Here is a 25,974-nt window from a genome sequence, read left to right as displayed (position 1 = left end):
TCTAGTCGAACAGCCGCGGCAGGGTGGCGTTCCAGGTCTCGGCGAGCTCGGTGAGGCTGAACTCGGCGATGCCCTGGATCTCCAGGCTTCCGGACTCCGCGTCGACCACCCCGGTCTTGCGCCAGGGCAGCCCGCGCGCGGTGCACATCTCGGTGAACCGCAGCTCCTCGGAACGCGGTACGGCGACCACGACCCGGCCCGCCGACTCGGCGAACAGCTGCACGAACGGGTCCTGGTCCGGGTCCAGCAGCACCCGTGCCCCGGTCTGGCCGACCAGGGCCATCTCGATCACGGTCTGGATCAGCCCGCCGTCGGCCACATCGTGTGCCGCGGAGATCATCCCGTCCCGGGAACCGGCGACCAGGATCTCGCCGAGCAGCTTCTCCCGCGCGAGGTCGGCCTTGGGCGGGCGCCCGCCCAGGTGGCCGTGCGCGACCCTGGCCCATTCCGAACCGTCGAACTCGTCGCGGGTCTCGCCGAGCAGCAGCAGGGTTTCCCCGGTCTCGGTGCCGATCCCGGTCGGGATGCGCCGGTCCACATCTTCGATTACGCCGAGCACCGCGACCACCGGAGTGGGCAGGATCGCGGTCGAGCCGGTCTGGTTGTAGAAGCTGACATTGCCGCCGGTGACCGGGATGCCGAGTTCGGCGCACCCGTCGGCGATCCCGCGCACCGCCTCGCGGAACTGCCACATGACACCCGGATCCTCCGGGGAACCGAAGTTGAGGCAGTCGGAGACCGCGAGCGGGGTGGCCCCGCCTGCGGCCACATTGCGGTAGGCCTCGGCGAGCGCGAGCCGCGCGCCCTCGTACGGATCGAGCGCCACGAACCGGGAATTGCAGTCGGTGGCCACCGAGACGCCGCGTCCGGTCTGCTCGTCCACCCGCACCATGCCCGAATCCGCGGGCTGAGCGAGCACGGTGCCGCCGCGCACATAGCGGTCGTACTGGTCGGTGACCCAGCGCTTGGCCGCGAGGTTCGGCGCGGCGAGCATCTCCAGCACCGTCCTGCGCAGGTCGTCCGGCCGGGTGAGGCTCGCGGATGTGTTGGCCTGCAAGGCATCCTGGCTTTCCGGGCGCTGCACCGGCCGCTGGTAGACCGGCCCGTCGTGCGCCACGGTGCGCGGTGGCACATCCACCACGGTCTCTCCGTGCCAGGTGATCACCAGGTTGTCGCCGTCGGTGACCTCGCCGATCTCGGTCGCGGTGACATCCCATTTCGCGCACACCGCGAGGAACGCGTCCACGTTCTCCGGGGCGACGACCGCGCACATCCGTTCCTGGGACTCGCTGGAGAGCACCTCGGCCGGGGTCATGTCCTTGGCGCGCAACGGAACCCGGTCGAGTTCCACGCGCATCCCGCCGTCCCCGGCTGAGGCGAGTTCACTGGTCGCGCAGGAGAGCCCGGCCCCGCCGAGGTCCTGGATCCCGACCACGAGGCCCGCGTGGATCACCTCGAGGCAGCACTCGATGAGCACCTTCTCCGTGAACGGGTCGCCGACCTGCACGCTCGGCAGCTTCTTGCGCCCGCCCGAGGTCTCGTCCCCGTCGAAGGTCTCCGAGGCGAGCACCGAGACCCCGCCGATCCCGTCCAGGCCGGTGCGCGCGCCGAACAGGATCACCTTGTTCCCGGTGCCGCTGGCATGCGCGGTGTGCAGGTCCTCGCTGCGCATCGCGCCCACACACAGGGCGTTGACCAGCGGGTTCCCGTTGTAGGACGAGTCGAAGACGAGCTCACCGCCCACGTTCGGCAGGCCGAGGCAGTTGCCGTAGTGCCCGATGCCGTCGACCACCCCGCGCACCACGCGCCTGGTGTCCTCGGCCTCCGCGGCACCGAACCGCAGCGGGTCCGCGACCGCGATCGGGCGCGCGCCCATGGCCATGATGTCCCGCACGATCCCGCCGACCCCGGTCGCCGCGCCCTGATGCGGTTCGACGTACGAGGGATGGTTGTGCGATTCGACCTTGAACGTGACCGCCCAGCCGTCGCCGATGTCGACGACGCCCGCGTTCTCCCCGATTCCGGCGAGCAGGCGGGAGCGCATTTCCTCGGTCGTGGTCTCCCCGAAATACTTCAGGTGCACCTTGGAGGATTTGTAGGAGCAGTGCTCGGACCACATCACCGAGTACATCGCCAGTTCGGCGTCGGTCGGGCGGCGGCCGAGTATTTCCCGGATGCGGGCGTACTCGTCGTCCTTGAGCCCGAGCTCGGCGTACGGCTGGTCGAGTTCCGGGGTTTTCGCGGCCTCGGCCGTCGTGTCGATCATGCGTTCACGCGTCAACTGTTCGGCTCCTCGCTCGTTCCGCTCCTCCCTCGTTCCTCGGTCGATGCTCACTCGTTCGTCACCTTCACCAAAGAGTCGAGTGCGGAATAGAACATGCCGAGTCCGTCGTCGCTCGGGCCGGTCAGCGGATCGATCGCGTGTTCCGGATGGGGCATCAGGCCGAGAACGCGTCCGTTCGCCGAGCAGATCCCGGCGATATCGGCACGCGAACCGTTCGGGTTCTCCTCGATATAACGGAAAACGATTCGGTTCTCGGCTTCCAGTTCGGCGATCGTTTCCTTGTCCGCCTGGTAATTGCCCTCGCCGTGTTTGATCGGAACCAGGATCTCCGCGCCCGGCTCGTAGCGGGTGCTCCACGCGGTGCGGGTGTTCTCCACGCGCAGCCACTGGTCCCGGCACACATAGTGCAGCCCCGCGTTGCGGGTGAGCGCCCCGGGCAGCAGCCCGGCCTCGCACAGGATCTGGAAACCGTTGCAGATGCCGAGCACCGGCATCCCGCCCGCGGCCGCCTCCAGTACCGGGCCCATCACCGGGGCGAACCGGGCGATGGCACCGCAGCGCAGATAGTCGCCGTAGGAGAACCCACCGGGGACCACGACCGCGTCCACCCCGTGCAGCTCGGCGTCCCCGTGCCAGAGCGGGACCGCCTCGGCTTCGCAGCGGCGCACCGCGCGCACCACGTCCCCGTCGTCGAGCGAGCCGGGGAAGGTGATGACCCCGATCCTCATGACTCGACCCTGCGTACCGTGAACTCCTCGATCACCGTGTTCGCCAGGAACTCCCCGGCGATCCGGTGCAGCGCCTCGTCGTCGACGGAGTCGTCGACATCCAGTTCGAAACGCTTGCCCTGACGTACCTCGCCGATACCGGTGAACCCGAGGCGAGGCAGCGCCTTGGCGACGGCCTGCCCTTGCGGGTCGAGGATCTCCGGCTTCGGCATGACCTCGACGACGACTCGTGCCACGTGCGTGCTCCAGATGGTGTGGGGTTGGCGTGACGGCTTCATCGTAGCCGTTCGCTTCCGGCGAACACGGGCCGCTGTCCAGGGAGGTAGGACCGCGTGGCGCGGCTCACCGGGCGGCTCGGTGGCGCCGGTTTGCCCACCGCGGGAGGTGCGGGCGCGAGTAGGCTGTCCGCGGGGCGCACTTGGCGAACCGCTCAGGGATTCGATCCAGCACAGTGCGTGGCGGTAATGCTTGCCAGACAAGGAGAAAATCGATGCGATTTGTCCATTATGGACATGCTTGTGTTCTGGTGGAGACGGAGAAGGCCAGGCTGCTTTTCGATCCGGGCGCGTTCTCGACGGGCTATGCCGGGCTCACCGATCTGGACGCGGTCCTGATCACCCACGAGCACTTCGACCACCTGGACACGGAGGCGCTTCCGGCGCTGCTCGAGGCGAATCCGCGGGCGCAGCTGGTGGTGGATGCCGGGGCGGCGAAGCTCGTGGAAGGGCTGGAGTTCACGGTGGCGCGCCCGGGGGCCGAGCTCACCCTCGGCGGTGCGCAGGTGCGGGCCATCGGCGGGCAGCACGCGATCATCCACGAGGACATCCCGGTCATCTCGAACACCGGTTTCCTGGTCGAGGACGGCGGCTTCTATCACCCCGGCGACTCGCTTTTCGTGCCGCCGCAGGACATCGACGTGCTCGGGGTGCCGATCTCCGGGCCGTGGCTCAAGACCTCCGAGGCGATCGGATTCGCGCGGGTGGCCAAGCCGCGGGTTGCGGTGCCGATCCACGAGGCGGTGCACGCGAATCCCGCGATGTTCCACGGCATGATCGGCAATCTGCTCCCGGAGAAGACCACCTTCACCGTGCTCGAGCAGGGACAGTCAACCGCTCTTTAGCGAATCCCGCGTAGGTCAGCGCGCTCGCACCCCTGGCGAGCGCGCTGTCCACGGCCCGCAGCACCGGGGTGATCTCGGTGCCCGCGGGCACATCGAGGCGCACCAGTCCGCCGCGCCGCGCGGTCCGGTCGATGTGCGCGTGCAGTGCGATGCCGGGTTCGCGCACCCGGCCACGAGTGACCGCGGCGCTGTTCAGGTCGATCAGATCGGCGCGCCGTGCGCACACCAGATATTCGTTGCGCCGCAAGGCGACCAGGGTTCCCATCGAGGCGTGCCAGCCCGGCGCGGCGAAGGCATGGCTGCGCAGCCCGGCCGCGTCCATCGCCCGCCGCGCGGCCAGCAGCCGCAGCCCCGCCTCGTGCGCGGGAAGGGCCGCGAACCGGACCTCCGGGCGGGTCACGATGGCGTCGCCGAGTTCCGCGCGCTCCGCGAGCCAGTCCCGCACCTTGCGCACCCGCAACGGGTCCACGAGCAGTGAGGCGGGCACCCCGCGAGCGTGCAGTGCGTCGAGGAAGTTCGCGCACCAGCGCAGTCCCTGGTGCGTGATGTCGGAGACCGAGACCGCCAGCCGGGTGTCCATGGTTCGAGTACAGCCGCGTTCGGTGACCAGCTCATGACGTCCCGGCGACCGCGCCTCGACTCTTGTCCGAAGAGTCGCACCCGAATCCTCTCCGGTGTGATCCAGTTCATAGATCGTCGCGGAAACAAGAAACTTGAGTCGAGCGTTGTCAAGGGTGAACCCAGTCGGCAGGAGCCGCTGGTCAGCGAGAGGAGAAGACCATGTTGCTGCGTACCGAACCCTTCCGCGAGCTCGACCGCCTGTTCTTCAATGGGCAGGGCGGCCCCGGACGGAACACCGGCTGGACCGGCCGCACCGGAGGCCTCGCCATGGACGCCTACGCCAAGGACGGCGAGTACGTGCTCAGCTTCGACCTTCCCGGGGTCGCCGAGGACGCGATCGAGGTGAAGGTGGAGCGCAATGTGCTCACCGTGAAGGCCGAGCGCACTCCCGAGTACGGCGAGGACGCCAAGGTGCAGATCGCCGAGCGCCGCCGCGGCACCCAGTCCCGTCAGGTGTTCCTCGGCGAGACCCTGGACACCGACAACATCACCGCCGACTACCAGGCCGGTGTGCTCACCCTGCGCATTCCGATCGTGGAACAGGCGAAGGCGCGCACGATCGCGGTCAACGGCGGGAAAGAACTCGCCAACTGAAGCGAGTAGAGGTCCGTACGAAGAGTGCCTCCCGGTAACGGGAGGCACTCTTTTTGTTGGTTGCAGCTCATTGCGGCGGCGTGATCAGTGCCGCGGTGAGCAGCCGGGGGAGCACCTGGGTGATGAACGGGCTCTCCATCGGGGTGAGCTCGCCCTCGAACATCACCCGCTCCGCGGCCGTCTCGTACAGCGTCGCGAGCACCGAGGCCACGTCCTCCACCGGCATGGCCAGTTCCACCCCGACCTTGGTGAACAGGGTGGCCAGCACCTCGGAGAGCTGGCTGTCCAGCTGGTTCATCATGTCCCGGAACCCGGCGCGCAGCTGTGGATCACGCAGCGCGATCGCCTTGAACTCGATGGTCATCAGATGCCAGCTCTTGTCGGTGACGAGCGGTTCCAGATAGACCGCGCTGACCCGGCCGATCGCCTCGCGCAGTGAGGTCAGATCGCGCAGTTCGGCGTCTCCGAGCACCTCGGAGAGAGTGCTGCGCAGATTGTCCACCTGGGTGCGCATGTGCTCCTCGAACACGGCGAGGAACAGGTCTTCCTTGCTGCCGAAGTTGGAGTAGAAAGCGCCCCTGGTGAACCCGGCACGTTCGCAGATCAGCTCGATGGGGGCATCCCGGATACTGTGTTCGGTGAACACCTCATAGGCGGCGTCCATCAGCCGCCGCCGGGTTTCCGCGCGTCTGCGGGTACCCCCACCGGGTGAGGTCTTCGCCCGCGGGGCCCCGGGATCGGCAAGCTGGTCGCTAGCACCTCGAACTGTCATAACTCCAGCGCCTCCCGGCCCGTCATGCCCACGTGACTCAACACATACAGCGTTCAATACACTGTGCATCTAGGATACGTCATGTATCGAGTGGTGTCGCGGCCTGAGTTGACACAGTAGAGACTGCGCACCGTTCATCGTGGTGAACAGCTTCGAGCACAGCCGGGAGCCAAAACATTGTCTTCGTTCCTGTACCGCCTTGGTCGTGCCGCCGCGCGCGCTCGCTGGTTCGTGCTCGTCGCCTGGCTCGTGGTGCTGATCCTGGTGGGCGGGGCGTATGCGCTGTTCAACAAGGGAACCGAAGACAAGTTCACCATTCCGGGCTCCGCCGCCCAGGACGCGCTCGACCACCTGAACCGGGTGTTCCCGCAGGTGAGCGGTTCGCAGGGGCAGGCGATCCTGGTCGTGCCCAAGGGTATGAACATCCACGACCCCGGGGTCAAGACCGCGGTATCCACCGCGGTCAAGCGGATGGCCAAGGTCGACCAGGTCAGCATGGCCTCCGACCCGTTCGACAAGAACGCCAAGGGACAGATCGCCAAGGATAACCAGGCCGCGCTGATCAACATTCAGATCGACGCGCAGCCACAGAATCTTCACCAGCAGACCAAGGACCAGCTCAGCAGCATCTCCCAGGACCTGGCCCGGCAGGTCGGGCACGGGGCGAGCGTGCAGCTCGGCGGGAACGCCTTCAACAACCCGCTTCCCCAGCTGGGCATCACCGAGGTGTTCGGTGTCATCGTCGCGCTGATCGTGCTGCTGCTGATGTTCCGCTCGTTCATCGCGGCGGGGATGCCGTTGCTCACCGCGCTGATCGGGGTGGGGATCGGGGTCGGGCTGACTTATGCCGCGACCGCGGTGATCGAGATCAACTCCACCGCCCCGCTGCTGGGCATCATGCTCGGGCTCGCGGTCGGGATCGACTATGCCCTGTTCATCCTCTCCCGGCATCGAGATCAGCTCGGTGAGGGACTGGAAGTGCGCGAGTCGATCGGGCGGGCGACCGCGACCGCAGGGTCCGCGGTGATCTTCGCGGGCACCACGGTGATGATCGCGCTCATCGGGCTGTTCGTGGCCGGAATCCCGTTCCTGACCGTGATGGGCATGGTCGCGGCCTTCTCGGTCGCGGTGGCGGTACTGGTCGCGGTGACGCTCATTCCCGCGCTGCTGGCCTTCGCCGGGGAGAAGCTGCGCCCGCGTTCGGCCCGCCCGCGCAAACACGGCGACGACAAACCGCGCCGTCAGCCCAAGCACCGCATCGCGCGCGGCTGGGTGCGTGCGGTGACCAAGGTTCCCGCGCTGACCGTGGTGCTGGTGATCGCCGGGCTCGGGGTGTGTGCCCTGCCCGCGAGCGATCTCACGCTCAGCCTGCCGAACAACGGCCAGGAACCGGTGGGCACCGCGCCGCGCGATTCCTGGGACACCATCTCCGAGCATTTCGGCCCCGGATTCAACGCCCCGCTGATGGTGACCGCGAACATCGTGGGCAGCCACGACCCGATCGGCGTGATGAACGGGGTCGCCGACGAGGTCCGGGATCTGCCCGGGGTTGCCGCGGTGCCGATCTCCACCCCGAACGCGACCGCGGACACCGGCATCATGCAGGTGGTCCCGGACGGGGACGGGTTCTCCGAGCAGACCAAGCAGCTGGTCACCAAGATCCGTTCGCTGCAAGGACATTTCCAGGACAAGTACGGGGTTTCCACGGCGGTCACCGGGATCACCGCGGTCGCGCTCGACGTTTCCGACCAGCTCGCCGGATCGCTGCTGCCGTTCGGGATCCTCGTCGTCGGGCTCTCGCTGATCCTGCTCGCGATGGTGTTCCGCTCGATCTGGGTGCCGATCAAGGCGGCCGCGGGATATCTGCTCTCGGTACTCGTCGCGTTCGGGGCGACCTCCTTCGTGTTCGTACAGGGGCATTTCGCCGATCTGTTCAACATCCCGAAGACCGGTAGCGTGATCAGCTTCTTACCGATCCTGCTGATGGGTGTGCTCTTCGGGCTCGCGATGGACTACGAGGTGTTCCTCGTGACCCGGATCCGCGAGGAATTCGTGCACAAGGGCGATCCGCGCAAGGCGATCGAGACCGGGTTCATCTCCGCCTCCCGCGTGGTGACCTCCGCGGCGATCATCATGTTCGCGGTGTTCGCCGCCTTCGTCCCGGAGGGGAACGGGCCCATCAAACCGATGGCGTTCTCCCTGGCGATCGGGGTGTTCGTGGACGCGTTCATCGTGCGGATGATCCTGGTCCCCGCGGTACTCGCGCTGCTCGGTAAGCATGCCTGGTGGCTGCCGCGCTGGCTGGAGCGCCGCCTGCCGGTCTTCGACGCCGAGGGCGACGGCCTGATGAACGAGCTGCGGCTGCAGGACTGGCCGAGCCCGGAGGCCGATGACGCGATCAACGCGGCCGGGCTGCGGCTCGGCGATGACCGCAACCACACCGTGTTCTCGGACTTCGCGGTGCACCTGCCGCGCGGCGGCGTGCTGGCGATCAGCGGACCGGCCCCGTCCGGCAAATCCGCGCTGCTGTACACGCTCGCCGGGCGGGTGCGGCGTATCGACGGGGACCTGAAGGTGCTCGGCAAGGTGCTTCCGCAGCGGGCGCACGCGGTCCGTCGTCAGGTGGCGCTGATTCCCTGCCGCACCACCAACCATCCCGGCGAGGAAGTGCGCGCCGCGCTGCGCGACGGGATCCAGCTGATCCTGCTCGACGACGCCGATCTGGTGGTGAACACCGAGGAGCGCGCGATCCTCCGGGATGTGCTCTCCGCCCCCATCAGCGGGGATGGAACACCGGCGAGCGTGGCGCTAACGTGTCAGTCCCCCACCTTGCTTTTCGACCTGTTACCCGCGGGAACCATTTCGGTGGATCTGGGTAACCAACCCGCGAACGACGACCCGACGATGGAACACACCCTCACGATTCAGGACGCGGAGGTCAACTGAAATGTTCGACCCGCAGCGCAAATCCCGGTTCGGCTCGCTTTTCCGGCCGTTCGCGAACGCGGCCGGTTCGACCGGTACCGGACCGGTCACCTGGCGCACCTGGCTCGGGCTGATCATCGTGCCCTCGCTCATCGTCGGTGTGCTCGCCTGGGCGTTCTGGGCCCCGGGAACCAACCGCGGCACCGCGCAGGCCGCCGTGGTGAACAACGACGAGCCGGTGAAGATCCAGGGGCAACTGCTCCCGCTCGGCCGCGAGCTCGCCGGGAAGATCATCGACAACAAGGACTCCAGCTTCGACTGGAGCCTCACCAACGAAAGCGATGCCAAGGACGGTCTGGCGAGCGGAAAATACGCCACCGTCGTCACCATCCCGAAGAATTTCTCCAAATCCGCGACCTCCGCGGCGAGCGTCACGATGAAAGGCGATCCGAAAACGGCCCGCCAGGCCAATGTGGACATCAAGACCTCGAGCAATGGCAAAGTCGTCGACCCGATGATGAGCAGCGATATCGCCAAGGCCACCGTCGCCACGCTCAACCAGCAGGTCGTGGAGACCTATCTGGACCAGATCTACGTCGGCTTCAACGGCATGCACGACATGATCGGCAAAGCCGCGCAGGGTGCGGGCAAGGTCAAGGACGGGCTGAGCCAGCTCACCAGTGGCACCGGTCAGCTCGCCGACGGCACGAAACTGCTCAGCAGCGCGGCAAATCAGCTCAACGACGGGGCACAGACGCTCAACGGCGGGATCGGCCAGCTGGCCCAGGGATCGGGTGCGCTGGCGAACGGGCTGCAGCAGGGTGCCGAGCAGACCAAGCAGATGCCCGCGCTGATGCGCAAACTCGCGGACGGCGCCAAACAGGTCGCGGACGGCAACCAGAAGATGGCCGACCAGATCGGCCCGATGGCGGACGGGATCATCAAGTTCATCGATTCCCTCCCCTCCACCGACGGAGTGGCCAAGAAGTTCCAGCAGATCGCCGCGCAGTGCGAGGCATCCGGTGCGGCCCCGCAGTTCTGTGCCGGGCTCAAGCAGGCCGCGGACAACTTCGCCGGGCAGGCCGACAACACCAAGGGCCAGCTCGCCAAGATCCGCAAGGCCGCGGTGGACACGAAGAACGGAACCGCCGCGCTCGCCAAGGGCGCGCGGCAGGTCGCCGACGGTAACCAGCAGCTGGCCGACAAGGCGCCGCAGATGATCGGCATGATCGGGAAAGCGGCCGATGGCGCGAGCCAGCTGGACGGCGGGATCCACAAGCTGCAGGGCGGAACCGGGCAGCTCGCGAACGGGACCAAACAGCTCGCCGACAAGGCACCCCAACTCGTCAAGGGGGTCGGCGGACTGCAGGACGGCGCCTCGAAGCTCGGCGACGGTGCCGGGCAGCTCGCCGGTGGGCTGGACAAGGGCAAGCAGCAGGTGCCCAGTTACTCCGAGGACGGCAGGGACCACCTGAAGTCGGTCGCGGCGAATCCCGCGCTGGCGAATTACCTCGACCAGCAGGACTTCGGACCGTTCGCGATCGCGCTGATCCTCGCCGTCGCGCTGTGGGCGCTCGCGCTCGCGCTCTACATGCTCACCCGCGCGGTGCCGCCCGAGGTGCTCACCTCCCGGGAACCGACCTGGAAGATCGTGTTCCGCGCCGCACTGCCCGGTGCGGGCATCGCGACCGCGGCAGCCGTGGTGATCAGCCTGATCCTGATGCCCTTCCTCGGGCTCGGTGCGGGGCACTGGTTCGAACTGCTCGGGGTGCTCGTGCTCGCCGCGAACTCCTTCGTCGCGCTCAACCAGGCCGTGATCGCGATCTTCAAGCGGCCGGGGAGATTCCTGTCCTTCGCGGTGCTCGTGCTCACCATCGCCAGCGGGGTGGTCAGCACCGTGCCCGGTTTCTTCGACACCATCGGCGGGCTACTCCCGACCAATGGCGCGATCGAGGCCGTGCGTTCGGTGACCACCGGATCCGACGGGCTGGCCAGCGGGCTGATCCAGCTGCTCGCCTGGCTGATCGTCGGTGGGCTGGCCAGCATCGTGGTCACCGATCGCCGCCGTTCGCTTCCCGCGCGGCAGCTGCGGCTGGGGTCCTAGAAGTCCCTGGTCAGCAGCGGCCACGCGCGCTGTAGCTCGCGGAACCAGTACGGCCAGGCGTGCGTGCCCGCGCCGTAGAAGTCGGTGGTCACCGGGATCCCGAGCAGCTTCAGCTTGGCCACGAAACCGAGCGAGTTCGCCAGGGTCGGCGGTTCGAGCAGGTTCGCGGCCGGCGTCTGGTTCGGCGGGTCGAGATCGGTCGACACGCCGTTGCCCGCGGAGACGAACAGCCGGGTGCCGCGCAGCTTGTCCGCATTGTCGAAGGGATTGTGCGCCCGCCAGGTATCGGACTGGGTGACCGGGTTTCCCCAGAGCGCGAACGGGACCTGGTCGTTGCGCAGGGTGCCGAACAGCACGGAGACCTGACCGGTGGGCGCGCGGGTGTTCAGGATCCCGCTGAACGACGCGGCGGCGCCGAACATGCCCGGGCGGCGGCTCGCGTACTCCATCGCGCCGTACGCGCCCGCGGAGAGCCCGGCGATCGCCCGTTTCGTGCCCGCGCGGTAATCGCGTTCGAGGATCTGGCGCATCTCGTCCAGATGGAATTTCTCCCAATTCGGCGGACCGTACCTGCCGAAGTTCCACCAGTCGGAGTAATTGCCGTTGATGCCGCCGCTCGGCATGGCGATGATGACGTTCTTGTCTTTCGCGAATTGTTCGATATCGGTGAAATCCGTCCAGGACCGGTAGTCGTGGACCGGTTCGCAGCAACCGGCGAGCAGGTACACGACCGGCCAGTTCCGCGGGGAGTTCTTCGACCAGCCGGGCGGCAGCAGTAATCGCATGCTCGCGTTCTTGCCCAGCGCGGGCGAGTGCATCCGCACATCCAGTTCCCGCGGGCCGATCCACTGTTCCTGGTAGACGCGCGCACCGTCGTCCGCCTGGCGCTGTGTCGGGGCCGCGCCGGTGATCCCGGTGCCACTCAGTGTGAGTAGTACGGCCGCCAACAGCGAAAACGCTGCGCGCACCGTTTTGTTTCCGGTACGCATACGCGGACTTTATCCGCGGTGAATCGATCATTCGGAAAAAACAACCCCTCGCGGGGAGTGCGCGTATCCCCGGTATTGGTTACCGGTAACTTTCCCGTTGTGTTGCGTGACTGGCTGAACCCCGCGAATCCGTTCGAGTCCCGGGCCGATCGCGGTGAGCGGCGGCTCATCGTCGTCGAGCTCGTCATCGTCTTCGCGATCACGCTCGGGCTCTCCGGGCTGCGCAGCCTGCTCTCGCTGCTCGATTCGCTGCTGCGTACCACCCCGCTGGACAAGCAGACCGTGGCGATCAATGCCCCGCAGGCACGCGCGGGCTGGCTCGACCTGCTCGCCCAGCTCGCCGGGATCCTGCAGTTGTTCGCCTGGGCCGCGCTCGGGCTGTACCTGTTGCACCGCAGTGGGATCGGCGCGCGGGCGATCGGGTTCGCCCGCCGGGTGACCGGGCGGGACTGGCTCGGCGGGATCGGGCTCACCGCGCTGATCGGCATTCCGGGGCTCGGTCTGTACTTCGCCGCCCGCGCGATCGGGGCGAACCTCAACGTCGCACCGTCCACATTGGATGGGACCTGGTGGCGGGTGCCGGTGCTGGTGATCTCCGCGGTCGCGAACGCGGTCGCCGAGGAGGTGCTGGTGGTCGGGTTCCTGCTCACCCGGCTGCGCCGGTTCGGGGCCAGGGAGAACAGCGCGCTGCTCATCGCCGCCGTGCTGCGCGGCTCTTATCACCTGTACCAGGGATTCGGCGGATTCGTGGGCAATCTGCTCATGGGACTGGTGTTCGGGCGGGTGTGGCAGCGGACCAACCGGCTCTGGCCACTGGTGCTCGCGCACAGCCTGATCGACCTGATCGCGTTCGTCGGCTATGCGCTGCTCGCGCCACTGCTGCCGTTCCTGCGCTGAGCAACGATCCATCGGTCAGATCGTGAATTTGCACAATAATCTGTAGGTCCTGCGGCGAATCACGATCGAATACGCCGTCAGCTCTCGGTTCGGGACTCGGCTGCGAGTACGCTCCGAAACCATGGGAAGCGTGGAAAGCGAGGTCGGCACGCTGCGCAGCGTGCTGCTGCACCGTCCGGGCAAGGAACTCAAGCGACTCACCCCGCGCAACAACGACCAGCTGCTGTTCGACGGCCTGCCCTGGGTCGGGCGGGCGCAGGAGGAACACGACGCGTTCGCCGAGCTGCTCCGCTCCCGGGACATCGAGGTGCTGCTGCTCGGTGAGCTGCTGGCGACCGCACTCGAGGACGAGCGCGCGCGGGCCGCGGGGATCGGTTCCGCCGTGGTCGAACGGCGGATCGGGCTCGACCTCGCCGACGCGCTGCGCTCGCACCTGAGCGGGCTCAAACCCGAGGACCTTGCCGGGGTGCTGATGGCCGGGCTCACCTTCGAGGAACTGCCCGCCGCCGAAGGGGCCTCACTGGTGCGCCGGATGCACCAGCCGGCCGATTTCGTCATCGACCCGCTGCCGAACCTGTTGTTCACCAGGGATTCCTCGGCCTGGGTCGGGGACAGGGTGGCGATCGCCTCGCTCGTGCTTCCCGCCCGGATCAGGGAATCCGCCATCACCGACATCGTGTACGCCTACCACCCGCGGTTCGCCGGGACCGCCCGCGCCTACGGTGCGCACTCCGCGCCCATCGAGGGCGGGGATGTGCTCGCGCTCGCTCCGGGAGTGCTCGCCATCGGCGTCGGTGAGCGCACCACCCCGGCCGGTGCGGAATCCTTCGCGCGCAGCGCCTTCCGCGACGAGCTCGCGCACACCGTGCTCGCCGTGCCCATCGAACAGCAGCGCGCCTCGATGCACCTGGACACCGTGTGCACCATGGTGGACACCGATGCCGTGGTGATGTACCCGGCGATCCGGGACAGTCTCGACGCGTATCCGGTGCGCCCCAACGGAGACGGGGTCACCGTCGAAGGGCCGGTGCCCTTCCTCGACGCTGCCGCCGAGGCCATGGGGATCGGGCGGCTGCGGGTCATCGACACCGGGCTGGATCCGGTCACCGCCGAACGCGAACAGTGGGACGACGGCAACAACACCCTCGCGCTGGCCCCTGGTGTGGTCGTCGCCTACGAGCGCAACACCGAGACGAACGCGCGGCTGCGCGACGCCGGGGTCGAGGTGCTGCCCATCTCGGGTTCGGAGCTGGGTTCCGGGCGTGGCGGACCGCGCTGCATGTCCTGTCCGCTGGACCGCGCCCCGCTCTGAGCGCCCCCGTCGGCTCCGTGCTGTGCCTAAGCCTGATCTTATTTGCCTAATGTCTTTAGGTAGATATATGCTAGCTATAGCTAGACGGGAGAAGGATTATGGCACGAGCCGGACTGACCGCGGAGCGGCTGATCCACGCCGGTGCGGAGCTGGCCGATGAGGTCGGCTTCGCGCAGGTGACGGTCTCGGCGCTGGCCAGAAGGTTCGATGTGCAGGTCGCGAGCCTGTATTCGCACGTCAAGAGCTCGGCTGAGCTCAAGACGGGGATCGCGCTGTTCGCGCTGGCCGAGCTCGCTGACCGGGTGACCGAGGCGCTGGCCGGGCGGGCGGGCAAGGACGCACTGTTCGCGTTCGCGAACGCCTACCGCGACTACGCCAGGGAACACCCCGGCCGGTTCGCGGCTGCCAAGCACCCGCTCGACGCGGAAACCGCAGCCGCCAGCGCTGGGCCCAGGCATGCGCAACTGACCAGGGCGCTCCTGCGCGCCTACGACCTGGACGAGCCGGATCAGACGCACGCCGTCCGGTTGCTCGGCGGCGTTTTCCAGGGCTTCGTGACCCTGGAACTGGCGGGCGGATTCGCGCACAGCTCTCCCGATGCGCAGCAGAGCTGGGACTGGTCCATCGGTGCCCTGGACGCGTTGCTGCGCAACCACGCGAAAACCGACGGGGAATGAGAACGATGATCAGCACACCCATCACCGCGGAGCTGCTGCGTGGCGCGCTCGAACTGGAGCGCACCGAGAACGGCCTGCTGCCGCACCGGCTTCCGGCATGGGCCCGCGCCCAGGCCGCCGACCCACAACTGACGATGGCGGAGGCACAGCCTTCCGGTGTTCGGCTCGCGTTCCGCACCACGGCAACGGTGGTGGAACTGGACACGCTGCGCACCAAGCGCGCCTATACTGGTGCCCCGCCGCGCCCGGACGGCGTCTACGACCTGCTCGTGGACGGGCAGCTCACCGCGCAGTCGGGGGTGCCGGGCGGCAACGTACTGACCGTCGATCTGCGCACCGGATCGGCGACGCGCGAACCCGGACCGGTCGGCACCGTCCGGTTCGCTCGTCTGCCCGGGCACGCCAAGGAACTCGAGATCTGGTTGCCGCACAACGAAACCACCGAGCTCGTCGCGCTGCGCGCCGATGCCCCGATCGAAGCGATCACCGAACACACCCGGCCGGTGTGGCTGCATCACGGCAGCTCGATCAGCCATGGCTCGGATGCGGCCAGCCCCACCGCGACCTGGCCCGCGCTCGCCGCCTCGCTCGCGGGCGCCGAACTGGTCAACCTGGGGCTCGCGGGCAGCGCGATGATCGACCCGTTCACCGCCCGCACGCTGCGTGACACCCCCGCGGATCTGCTCAGCGTCAAGCTCGGCATCAACGTGGTCAACGGCGACCTGATGCGGTTGCGCGCCTTCCGCCCCGCCGTGCACGGATTCCTGGACACTATCCGGGAAGGGCATCCGGACGCGCCGCTGCTGGTGATCTCGCCGCTGTACTGCCCGATCCACGAGGACACCCCCGGCCCGGGAGCCTTCGATTTCGGGGCGCTCAGCAGCGGGCGGCTGCGGTTCAAGGCGACCGGCGACCCCGAGGATCGCGCCGCGGGAAAGCTGACGCTGACCGTGATCCGCGAGGAACTGGACCGGATCGTGCGCGAGCGCGCGGCCGGGGACCCGAATCTGCACTACCTCGACGGCCGCGAGCTCTACGGCGAGGCCGACTTCGCCGACCTGCCGCTACCCGACGAGTTGCACCCGGACGCGGCGACGCACCGGCGCATCGGGGAACGCTTCGCCAAGCACCTCGCCGAACTGGTGCCCTGACGGCCGTTCACCACGCGGCGAGCAGCAGCGCGGTGCCGAGCAGTTCGACGAGGAAATAGCACCAGACGGGGTAGAAGGCCCCCGGTCGGTCGAACAGGGCGGAGAGCAGCCTGCCGAGGGCCATGCCACCGAGCGCGGCGACGACCGTGCACACCACGCCCGCGCGGATACCGCCGAGGTCCAACGCGGCGAGCAGCAGCACGGCGGCGATGGCGAGGCCGAATCCGCCGTAGACCGCGCGGACCTCGGCGCGCGCTTCGGAGCTGTCCACGCTGAGCCGGAACGGCCGGGCCAGTGCCGCGGGCGCGATGAGCGCATAGCAGCCCATGCCGAGAAAGAACGCGCAGACGATGAGGATCAGAACGGTACTCATGGCAGCGTGGTTCCCTCCGGCGGATCGGTTTCCGTGCGAGCATCGGGGATGTGGACGATCCCGCGCTTCCGGAAACGTGCTGTCCCGCGGATGAGTCCCGGATCTGGATCGGACCGGGGCAGGCCGCGTATCTGGGACCGGCGCTGCGCCTCGGCGCGCATTCCGGCTCGGTGGACTGTTTCGCGCTCGGCATGGACGCGGAGTTCACGCTGTGCGCCGAGGGCATCGGGGAGCGGCGGGCGCGCAGTGCGCTCATTCCCGCGCGACAACGGCATCTGCTGTCCGCGCAAGGCCGCATGCTGTTCTGCTACCTGGATCCCGGATCGGCCGCCGCGGCGCGGATCCGGGAACGGATGAGCGAGCACACGAGCGCGGCGTGGTTCGGGATCACCGGGGAACGCGAGCTGATCCGGCGGGTCCGGTCCACGGGACCACGCGAACTGTGCACGGCCCCGGATTCCGCGCGGCTCGATGAGCGGATCCGGGTGGCGCTGCGCATCATGCGGGCCGATCCGGCGAACACCCCGAGCGCGGATCGGCTCGCCGGCCAGGTGAGCCTGTCACGTTCGCGGTTCCTGCACCTGTTCTCCGCGCACACCGGGACGAGCTTTCGCCGCTACCGGTTGTGGAACCGGATGCTCTGCGCGGCCGCGGCGATCGAGGCCGGGCACGATCTGACCCGGGCGGGCGCCGCGGCCGGGTTCGCCTCACCCGGTCACTTCAGCGACAGTTTCCGGGCCATGTTCGGCCTTCCCGCGAATACCCTGTTGGCCGGGCGGGTGCGCATCACGGTGCTCGAACCCGGCGAACCCGCGCCATGATCGGAAAGATCCTGGGGCACTGGTCAGATTCTCGCCGTGCTGCTCCTGCTCGGTGGGGTGCTGGCGATGCTCCGGGCACCACGGGATTCCTCGCCGCTGCGGGACCGCGCGGCCGCCCGGCGGTACGGCATCACCGTCGGGGCGGAGTTCGGGGTATGCGGTGTCGGCGCCGCGATCCTCGGCGTCACCGGTCATGCGGAGTTCATCGCCGCGCTGATCTGCTTCGTGGTGGGCATCCACTTCACGCCGCTGAACCGGGTGTTCCCGGGGATCGGCATGCTCGCGCTCTCCGGCGCGGTGACCGCGGTGGCGATCGCGGCCCTGATCACCGGACTGCTGAGCCCGGTGCTCCCGAGCACCGTCACCGGGCTCGGAGCCGGGATCTGCCTGCTCGGGCACGGCGCCTCGCTGCTGACCGGGGCGCTGAGCCGGAAAACCGCCTAGCCGAAGGTCTCCAGCAGCAGCTCGGTGAGCAGTGCCGCGTCCGCGTCGAAGGCGACATGCGCATTGGGCTCGTCCGGGGTGTGCGGGCGCCGATCCATCACCGTGCGGCCGATGGTGAGCGGGCTCGCGGTCTCGACCTGGACCGGGATGTGCTCGGTGGTGATCAGCTCCGGGCGCACCAGGGAAGCGGTGCACACCACGTCGTGCACCGGCGCGGCATCGGTACCCGGCAGCATCGCCGTATAGGCCTCGATTCGTTTCCCGATGAACCGCGCGCAGGCGGTACCGGCCGGGGTGCCGAGCGATCCGAGTGCGTTCACGCTCTCCCTGGTGATCAGCGCGCGATGGGTGGCGTCCAGTGGAACGAGGGTGAGACGGCCGAATCCGGCGGAGAACACGACCGCGGCCGCTTCCGGATCACCCCAGATGTTGAACTCCGCCGAGGCGGTCACATTGGTCACCGCATGCCCACCGCCCATGATCACGAGTTCCTCGACGGACTCGGTCAGTCCCGGATCGATGGCGAGCGCGGTGGCGATATTGCTCAGCGGGCCGACCGCGACCAGGGTGAGCGGATCGGTGACCGCGCGCAGGGTTTCGACGAGGAATTCGACCGCCCCGGTGTCCGCGGCGCTGCTGCGCGGTTCCGGAATGTCCAGGGCCAGTCCGTGCGGATCGGCCTTCCCGTCCCGTTCGTAGTGCCGCGGCCCCGGCGAACCGTTGCGGGCGAGCGGGCGGGAAAGGCCGCGGTACACCGGAATCTCGGAGCGCCCGATCCAGTCGAGCACCCGCAGCGTGTTGTCGGTCGTATTGGTGACCGGCACATTCCCGTTCACCGTTGTCACCCCGAGCAGTTCGAGTTCGGGATGCAGTGCCGCGAACATGATCGCGACCGCGTCGTCGGTTCCGGTGTCCACGTCGAGCACGAGCTTGCGGGTCATGCGCAGCACGCTATCGCGTGAACCCCTCGGTCAGCAGCGGCCAGGAGCGATGCAGTTCCCGTTGCCAGTAGGGCCAATCGTGCGTGCCGTTGCCGTAGAGCTCGGTCGTCGCGGGGATTCCTGCCTTGTGCAGCGAATCGGTGAACATCTTCGTGACGGTGCCCATCACGGCCTCGACGAGATCGAACCCCTTGCCCGGCCGGTCGAGCTTTCCCGGTTTCCCGTTGCCCGAGGAGAAGAACAACCGGGTGCCGCGCAGTTCGCCGAGGTGCGCGATCGGGTTGTTCCGCTGCCAGATCGCGGATTCCCGGTTCGGGTCACCCCACAGCGCGTTCGGATCGAGACCGCGGGCGAACATCAGCAACTGCAGCGCCTGGGGCACCGCGGGGAACGTGGTGTCCAGCAACCCGCTGTAGGAGGCCGCGGCACTGAACATTCCGGGGCGCAGCTCGGCATAGCGCATCGCGCCGAACCCGCCCATGGACAGTCCGGCGATCGCGCGCTGATCGCTCGCGTGATAGCCGCGCTCCAGGATCTGCGGGAGCTCGTCGAGATGGAAGGTCTGCCACGCGGGCTTGCCGTGCAGCCAATCGGAATAGAAGCCGAAGGTGTCCGCGGTCGGCATCGCGATGATGACGTTCTTGTCCCTGGCGAACCGCTGGATGTCGGTGTACTTGGTCCAAGCGGTGTAGTCGGCGTCGTCATTGGCGCCGTGCAGCAGGTACACGACCGGCCAGCTGCGCCCGGATTCCGGTGACCAGCCAGGTGGCACGATCAGCCGCACCATGGCATCCCTGCCGAGCGCGGTGGAGGAGATCGTGAGGTCCATGGTTCGGTCGCCGAGCCATTTCTGGGTCACGACATGGGCCCCGTTCGCGCTGCGCGGGGTGACCGCCGATGCGGTACCCGGCGCGGCGAGCAGGACGATGAGCAGTGCTGTCAGCGCGACGCGGCACGCCATTGTGATCCGCCTCATATTTTGACGGTAAGTACCGCTCCCCCTGAGGGGGTACCGCCAGGCGGGTAATCCTCGGTGACCGAACGGCTACCCGCTGAAGGTGCGCGCCGCCTCGAGCAGGGCGTCGTTCTCCTCGCGCGTCCCGATGGTGACCCGCGCCCCGGAGTCGGCGAAGGCGCGCACGATCACCTTGTGCCCGAGGCAGTGCTCGTCGAAGGCCGCGGTGCGCGCGCCGAGTGGCAGCCAGACGAAGTTGGCCTGGCTCGGCGGCACCTCGTAGCCGTACTCCTGCAGTACCGAGCGCACCCGCGCGCGCTCGGCGATGATCTCCCGGCAGCGCGTCATGAGTTCGTCCTCGGCGTCCAGCGAGGCGATCGCGGCGGTCTGGGCGAGCATGTTCACCGCGAACGGCACGGCGACCTTGCGCAGCGCCTCCGCCACCGGGACCGGCGCGGCGCAGTAGCCGACGCGGATCCCGGCCAGCCCGTAGGCCTTGGAGAAGGTGCGCAGTACCGCGACGTTCTCCTTGCCCTCGGCCCAGCAGCGCTTGGCGAACTCGATGCCGTCCGGGACCTCCGGATCGTCCACGAACTCCCGGTAGGCCTCGTCGAGCACGATCAGCACGTGCTCCGGGGCCGACTCCACGAACCGGGTGAGCTCGGCCCCGGTCAGTGTGGTCCCGGTCGGATTGTTCGGTGAGCACAGGAAAACCACCCGGGTTTCCGGGGTGATCGCGGCGAGCATCGCGTCCACGTCGAGCGCGTGCTCCGGGGTGGTCGGGACCGTGATCTGGGTGGCGCCGACGACCTGGCTCAGGATCGGGTACGCCTCGAAGGAGCGCCAGCCGAACAGCACCGCGTCCGCCGAGGTGCATGTGGCCTGAATCACCATCTGGCACAGGCTCACCGAACCGCAGCCGACGACCACGCGCTCGGGCTCGAGATCGAACCGTTCCGCCAGGCGGGAGACCAGCGCCTGGGAACCCGTGTCCGGGTAGCGGTTCACCCCCGCGGCCGCCTCGGCGATCGCCGCGCGGACGCTCGGCAGTGGACCAGCGGAAACCTCATTGCTCGCGAGTTTGATCGCCCCCTGAATGGTCTTCCCGGGAACGTAGGCGGGCAGCGTGGCGAGGTCGGCGCGTGGCAAGGAGGTCATGGACACAGCTAATCAGGATCGGCTCCGGAGGCGGAAGCGGGAGGAGGTCGGTAACCGTCGGTGAACTGTTGACTCGTGCTCGCACCGACCGGTTGGCTTGCCCGATGACCCAAACCTTCACCGAAACGGTGCGGCTCACCGATGGGCGCGCACTGCGGATGGCCATCGCCGAACCCGAGCACGCGGTTCGCGGCGGGCTGATCGTGCTCCACGGGGATGCGGCGGCCGATGTCCCCGCGACCCTCGCGCGCGAGGGCTGGCTCACGGTCGTCCCCGAATCCGGCGAGGGGCAGATCATCGAAGACTTCGACGCGGCCGGGGTGTGGTTGTCCGAACGGGACATCTCCTCCGACCGGCTCGGCGTGCTCGGGTTCGATCTCGGTGGCGGATACGCGCTCGAGATCGCGGCCAAGCGGTCCATCGGGGCCGCGGTGAGCATCGCCGCGCCCGGGATCCTCGAACCGGGCTCGGCGAGCCTTCCCGCGCTGCGCGATATCGCAGGCGAACTGTCCTGTCCCTGGCTCGGTGTCTACGGGGAAGCGGACGGGTTCGCCACCGCCGAGGCGATCGAGGTGCTCAAGCGCGCGGTCGCCGGTTCGGAGGTCGCCCACGACGTGCTCACCGTGCCCGCCGAGGAGCACCGATTCGACCGTGATCAGGAGGTCGCGGCCGGTGTGCTGCACCGCGTCGTCAACTGGTTCGACGCGCATCTGCGCTGAGTGGGACATCTGCCCCTAGGTTGTGCCATGCACGGGTGGGTGTATTACGCTGGGGCCGCCTCCGCGTTCCCGTCCATCCCCCCAACGGTCGAGCGCGGAGGCCCATTACATCCACAGTCCGTAGTGCTCCCGTTCGCGAGCGCGCTTAGGTACTGTGCGAACCGTGAATGCTGAGCCAGAAGTCTTGTGGCGTCCGGAAAAACCCGAGCAGACCGCGACCGCGCGGTTCCGCGACTGGCTGCGGGAGCGGCACGGCCTGGAACTGGCCGACTACGCCGAGCTGCACGAGTGGTCGGTCGCCGAACTCGAGGCCTTCTGGTCCGCCTTCGCCGAATACGCCGGTGTGCGGTTCCACCAGCAGCCGAGTTCGGCGCTCGGTACCCGCACCATGCCCGGTGCGCAGTGGTTCCCCGGAGCCACGCTGAACTACGCCGAACACGCGCTCACCGGCTGGGCCGATGATGCGCTCGCCGTGGTGTTCGCCCGCGAGGACGGGCTGCGCGACCGGGTGACCTACGGACAGCTGCGCGCACAGGTCGCCGAGGCGCGCGAGGGACTGCGCGCGCTCGGGGTCGGCCGCGGTGACCGGGTGGCCGCGTTCGCCCCCAACTGCGTGCAGACCCTCGTCGCCTTCCTGGCCACCGCGAGCCTCGGCGCCGTGTGGTCCTCGTGTTCCCCGGACTTCGGGGCGCACGCGGTGATCGACCGGTTCGCCCAGATCGAGCCGAAGGTGCTCATCGCCGTGGACGGGTACTGCTACGGCGGGAAAGTCCGTTCGGTGCTGGACACCGTCACCCAGGTGCGCGAGACCATCGGCGCGGAGTGCGTGCTGATCGACTACACCGGTACCGGTTCCCTCGAGGGCACCGTGGCGTGGAGCGAGTTCACCGCGAAGCGCGGCGAGCTCGACTTCGAACCGGTGCCCTTCGACCACCCGCTGTGGGTGCTCTACTCCTCCGGGACCACCGGACTGCCCAAGGGAATCGTGCACGGGCACGGCGGCATTGTCGTGGAACACCTCAAGTCCCTGCGCCTGCAGATGGATCTCGGCGAGTCCGACCGGTTCTTCTGGTTCACCACGACCGGCTGGATGATGTGGAACCTGCTCGTTTCCGGGCTGCTCGTCGGCTCGGCGATCGTGCTCTACGACGGTTCCCCTGGGTATCCCGACATGTCCGCGCTCTGGCAGCTCGCCGCCGAGGAAGGCGTCACCTACTTCGGCACCTCGGCCCCGTTCATCCAGGCCTGCCTCAAGGCCGGGATCGATCCGCGCGCCGAGCACGACCTCAGCGGGGTGCGTGCCCTCGGCTCCACCGGGGCACCGCTCTCCCCGGAAGGGTTCAGCTGGATCGGCGAGCACATCGGGGAACGCGTGCAGATCTGTTCCGTCTCCGGTGGCACCGATCTGTGCACCGCCATGGTGTGCTCCGCCCCGGATGTTCCCGTCTGGCGCGGTGAACTCTCCTGCGCCGCGCTCGGTTCCGCCGTCGCCGCCTACGATCCCGAAGGCCGGCCCGTGCTCGGCGAGGTCGGCGAACTCGTGATCACCGAACCCATGCCCTCCATGCCACTGCGGCTCTGGGGTGATGCCGACGGCAGTAAGGAACGCGAGGCCTACTACGAGATGTACCCCGGGATCTGGCGCCACGGCGACTGGATCACCATCACCGAACGCGGTTCCGCCGTCATCCACGGTCGCTCCGACTCCACCCTCAACCGCGGCGGGGTGCGGATGGGGACCGCCGAGTTCTACCGCGTCGTGGAAGGTTTCGAGGCCATCGCCGACTCACTGGTGATCGACACCTCCGCCGGTGGGGCCGAAGGCAAACTCCTGTGCTTCCTCGTGCTCGCGCCCGGGGCCCAGCTCGCCGACGTCGAGGCCGAACTGCGCAAAGCCCTGCGCAGCGAACTGTCCCCGCGCCACGTGCCCGACGAATTCCACCTCGTCCAGGCCATCCCGCGCACCCTCAACGGCAAGAAATGCGAGGTGCCCGTCAAGCGCATCTTCGCGGGCACCCCCGTCGAGAAAGCCGTCTCCCTCGACGCGCTCGCCAGCCCCGAAGCGCTGCAGCCCTTCATCGAGCTCGCCGCCCAGCGATCCGGGTGATCCGGGTGCTTGGCGTGATCAGCCCAGCGCAGCGCGGGTTCCGAGGGTGAACCGGAACCCGCGTGCGGAGCCCGCGAACGGTTGTGTAAGCTATCTCCTGCACATAGCCGAAGGCTCCAGGAGGCTTCGCCTAGTCTGGTCTATGGCGCCGCACTGCTAATGCGGTTTGGGTTTACGCCCATCCCGGGTTCAAATCCCGGAGCCTCCGCGCTCGCCGGTCCGCCGGCGACACAACTGAAAACGGCCGACAGGCCATGCGCCCGTAGCTCAACGGATAGAGCATCTGACTACGGATCAGAAGGTTTGGGGTTCGAATCCCTACGGGCGCGCAGTGAAGGCATCACCCGAAACCCCCTCTACGCAGGGGGTTTCTTCATGTCCATGGTCGAGCAAGATCGTGATCCCCAGTGTTGGGCTGTCCGATTAGTCGGTCTGCGTGCTCATTGCGTGCCCATCGCCCGGCGACGCGTGTTCGCGACTACTGCGGCGCTAGCTTCGGCCGCCGCTGTGGCGAGCTCGGGGAGCACCGACGTGTAGATGTCGCTGGTCACTGATAGTGACGAGTGGCCGAGGAGTACCTGGACGACTTTCATGTCGGTCCCGGCTTTCAGGCCGATCGTCGCCGCGGTGTGCCGCAGGTCATGGAATCGGACCGGTGGCAGATCGAGGTTGCGGACGATCCGTTCGAAGCGGTCGCTGACGTACGACGGTCGTAGGGGTTGGCCGTCGTCGCGAGTGAAGATGTATCCGGTGTCGGTCCACAGTTCTCCGACCTCCAGGCGGTGCTTGTTCTGGCGAAGTCGGTGTGCGCGCAGTACTTCTCCGGACTCAGCATCGAGTGCGATCGTGCGGAACCCGGCTTCGGATTTCGGTGATTCCTCTGCGACTTCGTAGTCCACCTCGGTGAGCTGCGTCAGTACCTCAAGAGACCGGTAGTCTTCGGCAGCTTCGGTCCAGCTCACTCCGCAGAGTTCACCGCGGCGAGGACCGCGTATCACCGCGAGATGCCAAAGCGCGTACAGCGGGTCCTCGGCGACTCCGTCGAGGAACTGCCCGGCCTGTTCTGGCGTCCACACCATCACTGGCGAGGGGCGAACGCCGGTGCGGCGCCACGCCGCGACGCGCTCGGCAGTCCAGACCATCGGCCGGGGCCTGTCGTAGCTGATCTTGAAGTGATGGGCGACGTTGATCGACACCAACTCCAACGGGACTGCGTCGTTGAGCGCCTTGCGCAACGTCGCCCGGACACGATCCCGACTGCTAGGCCCAACGGGGCGACGAAACGGAGCCATCTGGGCCAGCTCAGCGCGCAGTTCGCGTCGGATCGTCCGAGGCTTAGTCGGGGCTCGGTCGATGCGGCTCAGCATGGCGCGCCGGTCTTCGTTCGCTGCGGTGACACGCTCGTTCTCGGCGATTATCTCCTCGAACATCTTACCGACATGGCTGACGTTGAGCCGGTGCAACGGCACGTCACCCAGGTACGGGATCAAATACATACGCACATGATCCGAATAACTGCGGAACGTTGCTCGGGAAAGATGCTTCTGCTGAGGCAGCCAATACTCCAGCCACTCTCGCACCGTCGGGGCTACCCCGAACACGACCTGATCCTGATGAAGGTAAGCCCGGACACGGTCAGGTTCCGGAACGGAATCCCGATTCGTGCTGACCTCAAGCAATAGCTCGGTCAATCGATACTTCTCGGCATCAGTCTCAGGTAGCGACAGCAACTCGTATACGGCGTTCAAGGTTTCACTGGCTTCTCCTTTCTTGCTGAATCCTGAGCGCCGAAATACCTTCCGTTGGCCATCTACCGGGAATAACTCCTGCTGAATATAGTAAGTTCCATGATTTCGCTTTGTCTTCTGTGGGCATTTTCCACCCAGTAACGAGCCGTCTTCGTCACGACAATGACAGCGAACAAGTATGGTGCCGCGCTTGATCAAAACAGATCCTTTCAGTGGTGGAATTGTTCCTAAGGCTTCACTGAATAAGGTGGCCCTCGGGGTTTGTGGAGCCACCAAACTTTCGTTTCCATGTCGGTACTGTATATGGATTGACCTGGCCCATGGGGTATGGATGCTCTGTTCCTGAGCGCATCGAAGGTGCATCTTTGAACAGCCTGAGGTGCGGTACATTTTATCCCGCTGCAGTGACTAAAACCTCCGCAATATGTGCCGGTGGGGCTCAGGTGATGGTTCTTCGATCACAAGCGAGGAGGCAAAGCCCATACCTGGGCGCTCGCATGTCGCAGTTCTTCTGCTGACCGCGGCCAGTGAATG

Annotated in this window: 23 protein-coding genes and 2 tRNA genes; 14 read left to right on the top strand and 11 right to left on the bottom strand. The window is 67.5% G+C overall.

Going from position 1 to position 25,974, the window contains the following annotated elements; all coding sequences use genetic code 11:
• Position 1 precedes the first annotated feature (1 nt).
• From purL to purS, 3 genes are all read right to left on the bottom strand, one after another.
• Positions 2–2,266 (bottom strand): phosphoribosylformylglycinamidine synthase subunit PurL, encoded by a 2,265-nt coding sequence (purL, locus tag AD72_RS14250; RefSeq protein WP_031466979.1) that lies wholly within the window; start codon positions 2,264–2,266, stop codon positions 2–4.
• Between the two features lie 65 nt (positions 2,267–2,331).
• On the bottom strand, positions 2,332–3,012 hold the full coding sequence (purQ, locus tag AD72_RS14245; RefSeq protein ID WP_031466978.1) for a phosphoribosylformylglycinamidine synthase subunit PurQ: 681 nt from the start codon (positions 3,010–3,012) through the stop codon (positions 2,332–2,334).
• Entirely contained in the window at positions 3,009–3,248 is a 240-nt protein-coding gene (purS, locus tag AD72_RS14240) for a phosphoribosylformylglycinamidine synthase subunit PurS (RefSeq protein ID WP_031466977.1), read from the bottom strand. The genes purQ and purS overlap by 4 nt, the downstream gene beginning before the upstream one ends.
• Before the next feature lie 254 nt (positions 3,249–3,502).
• On the opposite strand from purS, the gene AD72_RS14235 reads away from it, so the two are divergent.
• Entirely contained in the window at positions 3,503–4,132 is a 630-nt protein-coding gene (locus tag AD72_RS14235; RefSeq protein ID WP_031466976.1) for an MBL fold metallo-hydrolase, read from the top strand.
• Here the strand turns inward: AD72_RS14235 and AD72_RS14230 are convergent.
• Positions 4,095–4,712 (bottom strand): polysaccharide deacetylase family protein, encoded by a 618-nt coding sequence (locus AD72_RS14230; protein WP_051898600.1) that lies wholly within the window; start codon positions 4,710–4,712, stop codon positions 4,095–4,097. The genes AD72_RS14235 and AD72_RS14230 overlap by 38 nt on opposite strands.
• Before the next feature lie 200 nt (positions 4,713–4,912).
• Between AD72_RS14230 and AD72_RS14225 the strand changes: the two genes are divergently transcribed.
• Positions 4,913–5,347: an Hsp20/alpha crystallin family protein gene (locus tag AD72_RS14225; RefSeq protein ID WP_031466974.1), complete on the top strand. Its 435-nt coding sequence runs from the start codon at positions 4,913–4,915 to the stop codon at positions 5,345–5,347.
• A gap of 67 nt (positions 5,348–5,414) precedes the next feature.
• Here the strand turns inward: AD72_RS14225 and AD72_RS14220 are convergent, their stop codons facing one another.
• Positions 5,415–6,119 (bottom strand): TetR/AcrR family transcriptional regulator, encoded by a 705-nt coding sequence (locus AD72_RS14220; protein ID WP_037345842.1) that lies wholly within the window; start codon positions 6,117–6,119, stop codon positions 5,415–5,417.
• Between the two features lie 177 nt (positions 6,120–6,296).
• Here AD72_RS14220 and AD72_RS14215 point away from each other — a divergent pair, with 177 nt between their 5' ends.
• Together AD72_RS14215 and AD72_RS14210 are read left to right on the top strand one after the other, a co-directional pair.
• Positions 6,297–9,065, top strand: coding sequence for an MMPL family transporter (locus AD72_RS14215; protein WP_051898598.1), 2,769 nt, complete (start codon positions 6,297–6,299; stop codon positions 9,063–9,065).
• 1 nt (position 9,066) lies between these two features.
• Complete coding sequence (locus tag AD72_RS14210) at positions 9,067–11,148, top strand: YhgE/Pip domain-containing protein (RefSeq protein WP_037345841.1); 2,082 nt, start codon at positions 9,067–9,069, stop codon at positions 11,146–11,148.
• On the opposite strand, the gene AD72_RS14205 is transcribed toward AD72_RS14210, so the two are convergent.
• Positions 11,145–12,137, bottom strand: a complete 993-nt coding sequence (locus AD72_RS14205) for an alpha/beta hydrolase (RefSeq protein WP_031466970.1) — start codon at positions 12,135–12,137, stop codon at positions 11,145–11,147. The two genes, AD72_RS14210 and AD72_RS14205, sit on opposite strands and share 4 nt — an antisense overlap.
• Positions 12,138–12,239: 102 nt before the next feature.
• On the opposite strand from AD72_RS14205, the gene AD72_RS14200 reads away from it, so the two are divergent.
• The 4 genes from AD72_RS14200 to AD72_RS14185 all read left to right on the top strand — a co-directional run bounded on the left by AD72_RS14200 (position 12,240) and on the right by AD72_RS14185 (position 16,174).
• The gene (locus AD72_RS14200) at positions 12,240–13,034 is read left to right on the top strand and encodes a CPBP family intramembrane glutamic endopeptidase (RefSeq protein ID WP_425480769.1); all 795 of its coding nucleotides are present in this window, start codon (positions 12,240–12,242) and stop codon (positions 13,032–13,034) included.
• Between the two features lie 121 nt (positions 13,035–13,155).
• Complete coding sequence (locus AD72_RS14195; RefSeq protein ID WP_031466968.1) at positions 13,156–14,346, top strand: arginine deiminase; 1,191 nt, start codon at positions 13,156–13,158, stop codon at positions 14,344–14,346.
• A 98-nt stretch (positions 14,347–14,444) separates the two neighbouring features.
• Positions 14,445–15,023: a TetR/AcrR family transcriptional regulator gene (locus AD72_RS14190; protein WP_031466967.1), complete on the top strand. Its 579-nt coding sequence runs from the start codon at positions 14,445–14,447 to the stop codon at positions 15,021–15,023.
• Positions 15,024–15,028: 5 nt separating this feature from the next.
• Positions 15,029–16,174, top strand: coding sequence for a GDSL-type esterase/lipase family protein (locus tag AD72_RS14185; RefSeq protein WP_037345834.1), 1,146 nt, complete (start codon positions 15,029–15,031; stop codon positions 16,172–16,174).
• Positions 16,175–16,181: 7 nt separating this feature from the next.
• Here AD72_RS14185 and AD72_RS14180 read toward each other — a convergent pair whose 3' ends face one another.
• Positions 16,182–16,547, bottom strand: coding sequence for a DUF4345 family protein (locus tag AD72_RS14180; RefSeq protein ID WP_031466965.1), 366 nt, complete (start codon positions 16,545–16,547; stop codon positions 16,182–16,184).
• A gap of 50 nt (positions 16,548–16,597) precedes the next feature.
• Here AD72_RS14180 and AD72_RS14175 point away from each other — a divergent pair, with 50 nt between their 5' ends.
• Together AD72_RS14175 and AD72_RS14170 are read left to right on the top strand one after the other, a co-directional pair.
• Entirely contained in the window at positions 16,598–17,368 is a 771-nt protein-coding gene (locus AD72_RS14175; RefSeq protein WP_051898596.1) for a helix-turn-helix transcriptional regulator, read from the top strand.
• A 36-nt stretch (positions 17,369–17,404) separates the two neighbouring features.
• Positions 17,405–17,812 carry a hypothetical protein gene (locus AD72_RS14170; protein WP_051898595.1) on the top strand — a complete coding sequence of 136 codons (408 nt, stop codon included), beginning with the start codon at positions 17,405–17,407 and terminating at the stop codon, positions 17,810–17,812.
• Here the strand turns inward: AD72_RS14170 and AD72_RS14165 are convergent.
• From AD72_RS14165 to hisC, 3 genes are all read right to left on the bottom strand, one after another.
• A complete protein-coding gene (locus tag AD72_RS14165; RefSeq protein ID WP_031466962.1) occupies positions 17,809–18,753 on the bottom strand; it encodes a nucleoside hydrolase in 945 nt (314 codons plus the stop codon). The genes AD72_RS14170 and AD72_RS14165 overlap by 4 nt on opposite strands.
• A gap of 10 nt (positions 18,754–18,763) precedes the next feature.
• Complete coding sequence (locus tag AD72_RS14160) at positions 18,764–19,729, bottom strand: alpha/beta hydrolase (RefSeq protein ID WP_031466961.1); 966 nt, start codon at positions 19,727–19,729, stop codon at positions 18,764–18,766.
• A 69-nt stretch (positions 19,730–19,798) separates the two neighbouring features.
• Positions 19,799–20,866 carry a histidinol-phosphate transaminase gene (gene hisC / locus AD72_RS14155; RefSeq protein WP_031466960.1) on the bottom strand — a complete coding sequence of 356 codons (1,068 nt, stop codon included), beginning with the start codon at positions 20,864–20,866 and terminating at the stop codon, positions 19,799–19,801.
• A gap of 104 nt (positions 20,867–20,970) precedes the next feature.
• Between hisC and AD72_RS14150 the strand changes: the two genes are divergently transcribed.
• The 4 genes from AD72_RS14150 to AD72_RS14135 all read left to right on the top strand — a co-directional run bounded on the left by AD72_RS14150 (position 20,971) and on the right by AD72_RS14135 (position 24,021).
• Positions 20,971–21,585: a dienelactone hydrolase family protein gene (locus tag AD72_RS14150; protein WP_031466959.1), complete on the top strand. Its 615-nt coding sequence runs from the start codon at positions 20,971–20,973 to the stop codon at positions 21,583–21,585.
• 154 nt (positions 21,586–21,739) lie between these two features.
• Complete coding sequence (locus tag AD72_RS14145; RefSeq protein WP_031466958.1) at positions 21,740–23,692, top strand: acetoacetate--CoA ligase; 1,953 nt, start codon at positions 21,740–21,742, stop codon at positions 23,690–23,692.
• 119 nt (positions 23,693–23,811) lie between these two features.
• Positions 23,812–23,900: transfer RNA gene (locus tag AD72_RS14140), tRNA-Ser, on the top strand.
• A gap of 48 nt (positions 23,901–23,948) precedes the next feature.
• Positions 23,949–24,021, top strand: a tRNA-Arg gene (locus tag AD72_RS14135).
• A 111-nt stretch (positions 24,022–24,132) separates the two neighbouring features.
• Here AD72_RS14135 and AD72_RS14130 read toward each other — a convergent pair.
• A complete protein-coding gene (locus tag AD72_RS14130; protein ID WP_197284970.1) occupies positions 24,133–25,638 on the bottom strand; it encodes a site-specific integrase in 1,506 nt (501 codons plus the stop codon).
• Positions 25,639–25,974: the final 336 nt, after the last annotated feature.

Source organism: Sciscionella sediminilitoris (assembly GCF_000737195.2).
In the GTDB taxonomy this organism is placed as follows: domain Bacteria; phylum Actinomycetota; class Actinomycetes; order Mycobacteriales; family Pseudonocardiaceae; genus Sciscionella; species Sciscionella sediminilitoris.
Note: the sequence above shows the minus strand (reverse complement) of the source record. Positions and strands in the feature narration are given on the sequence as shown.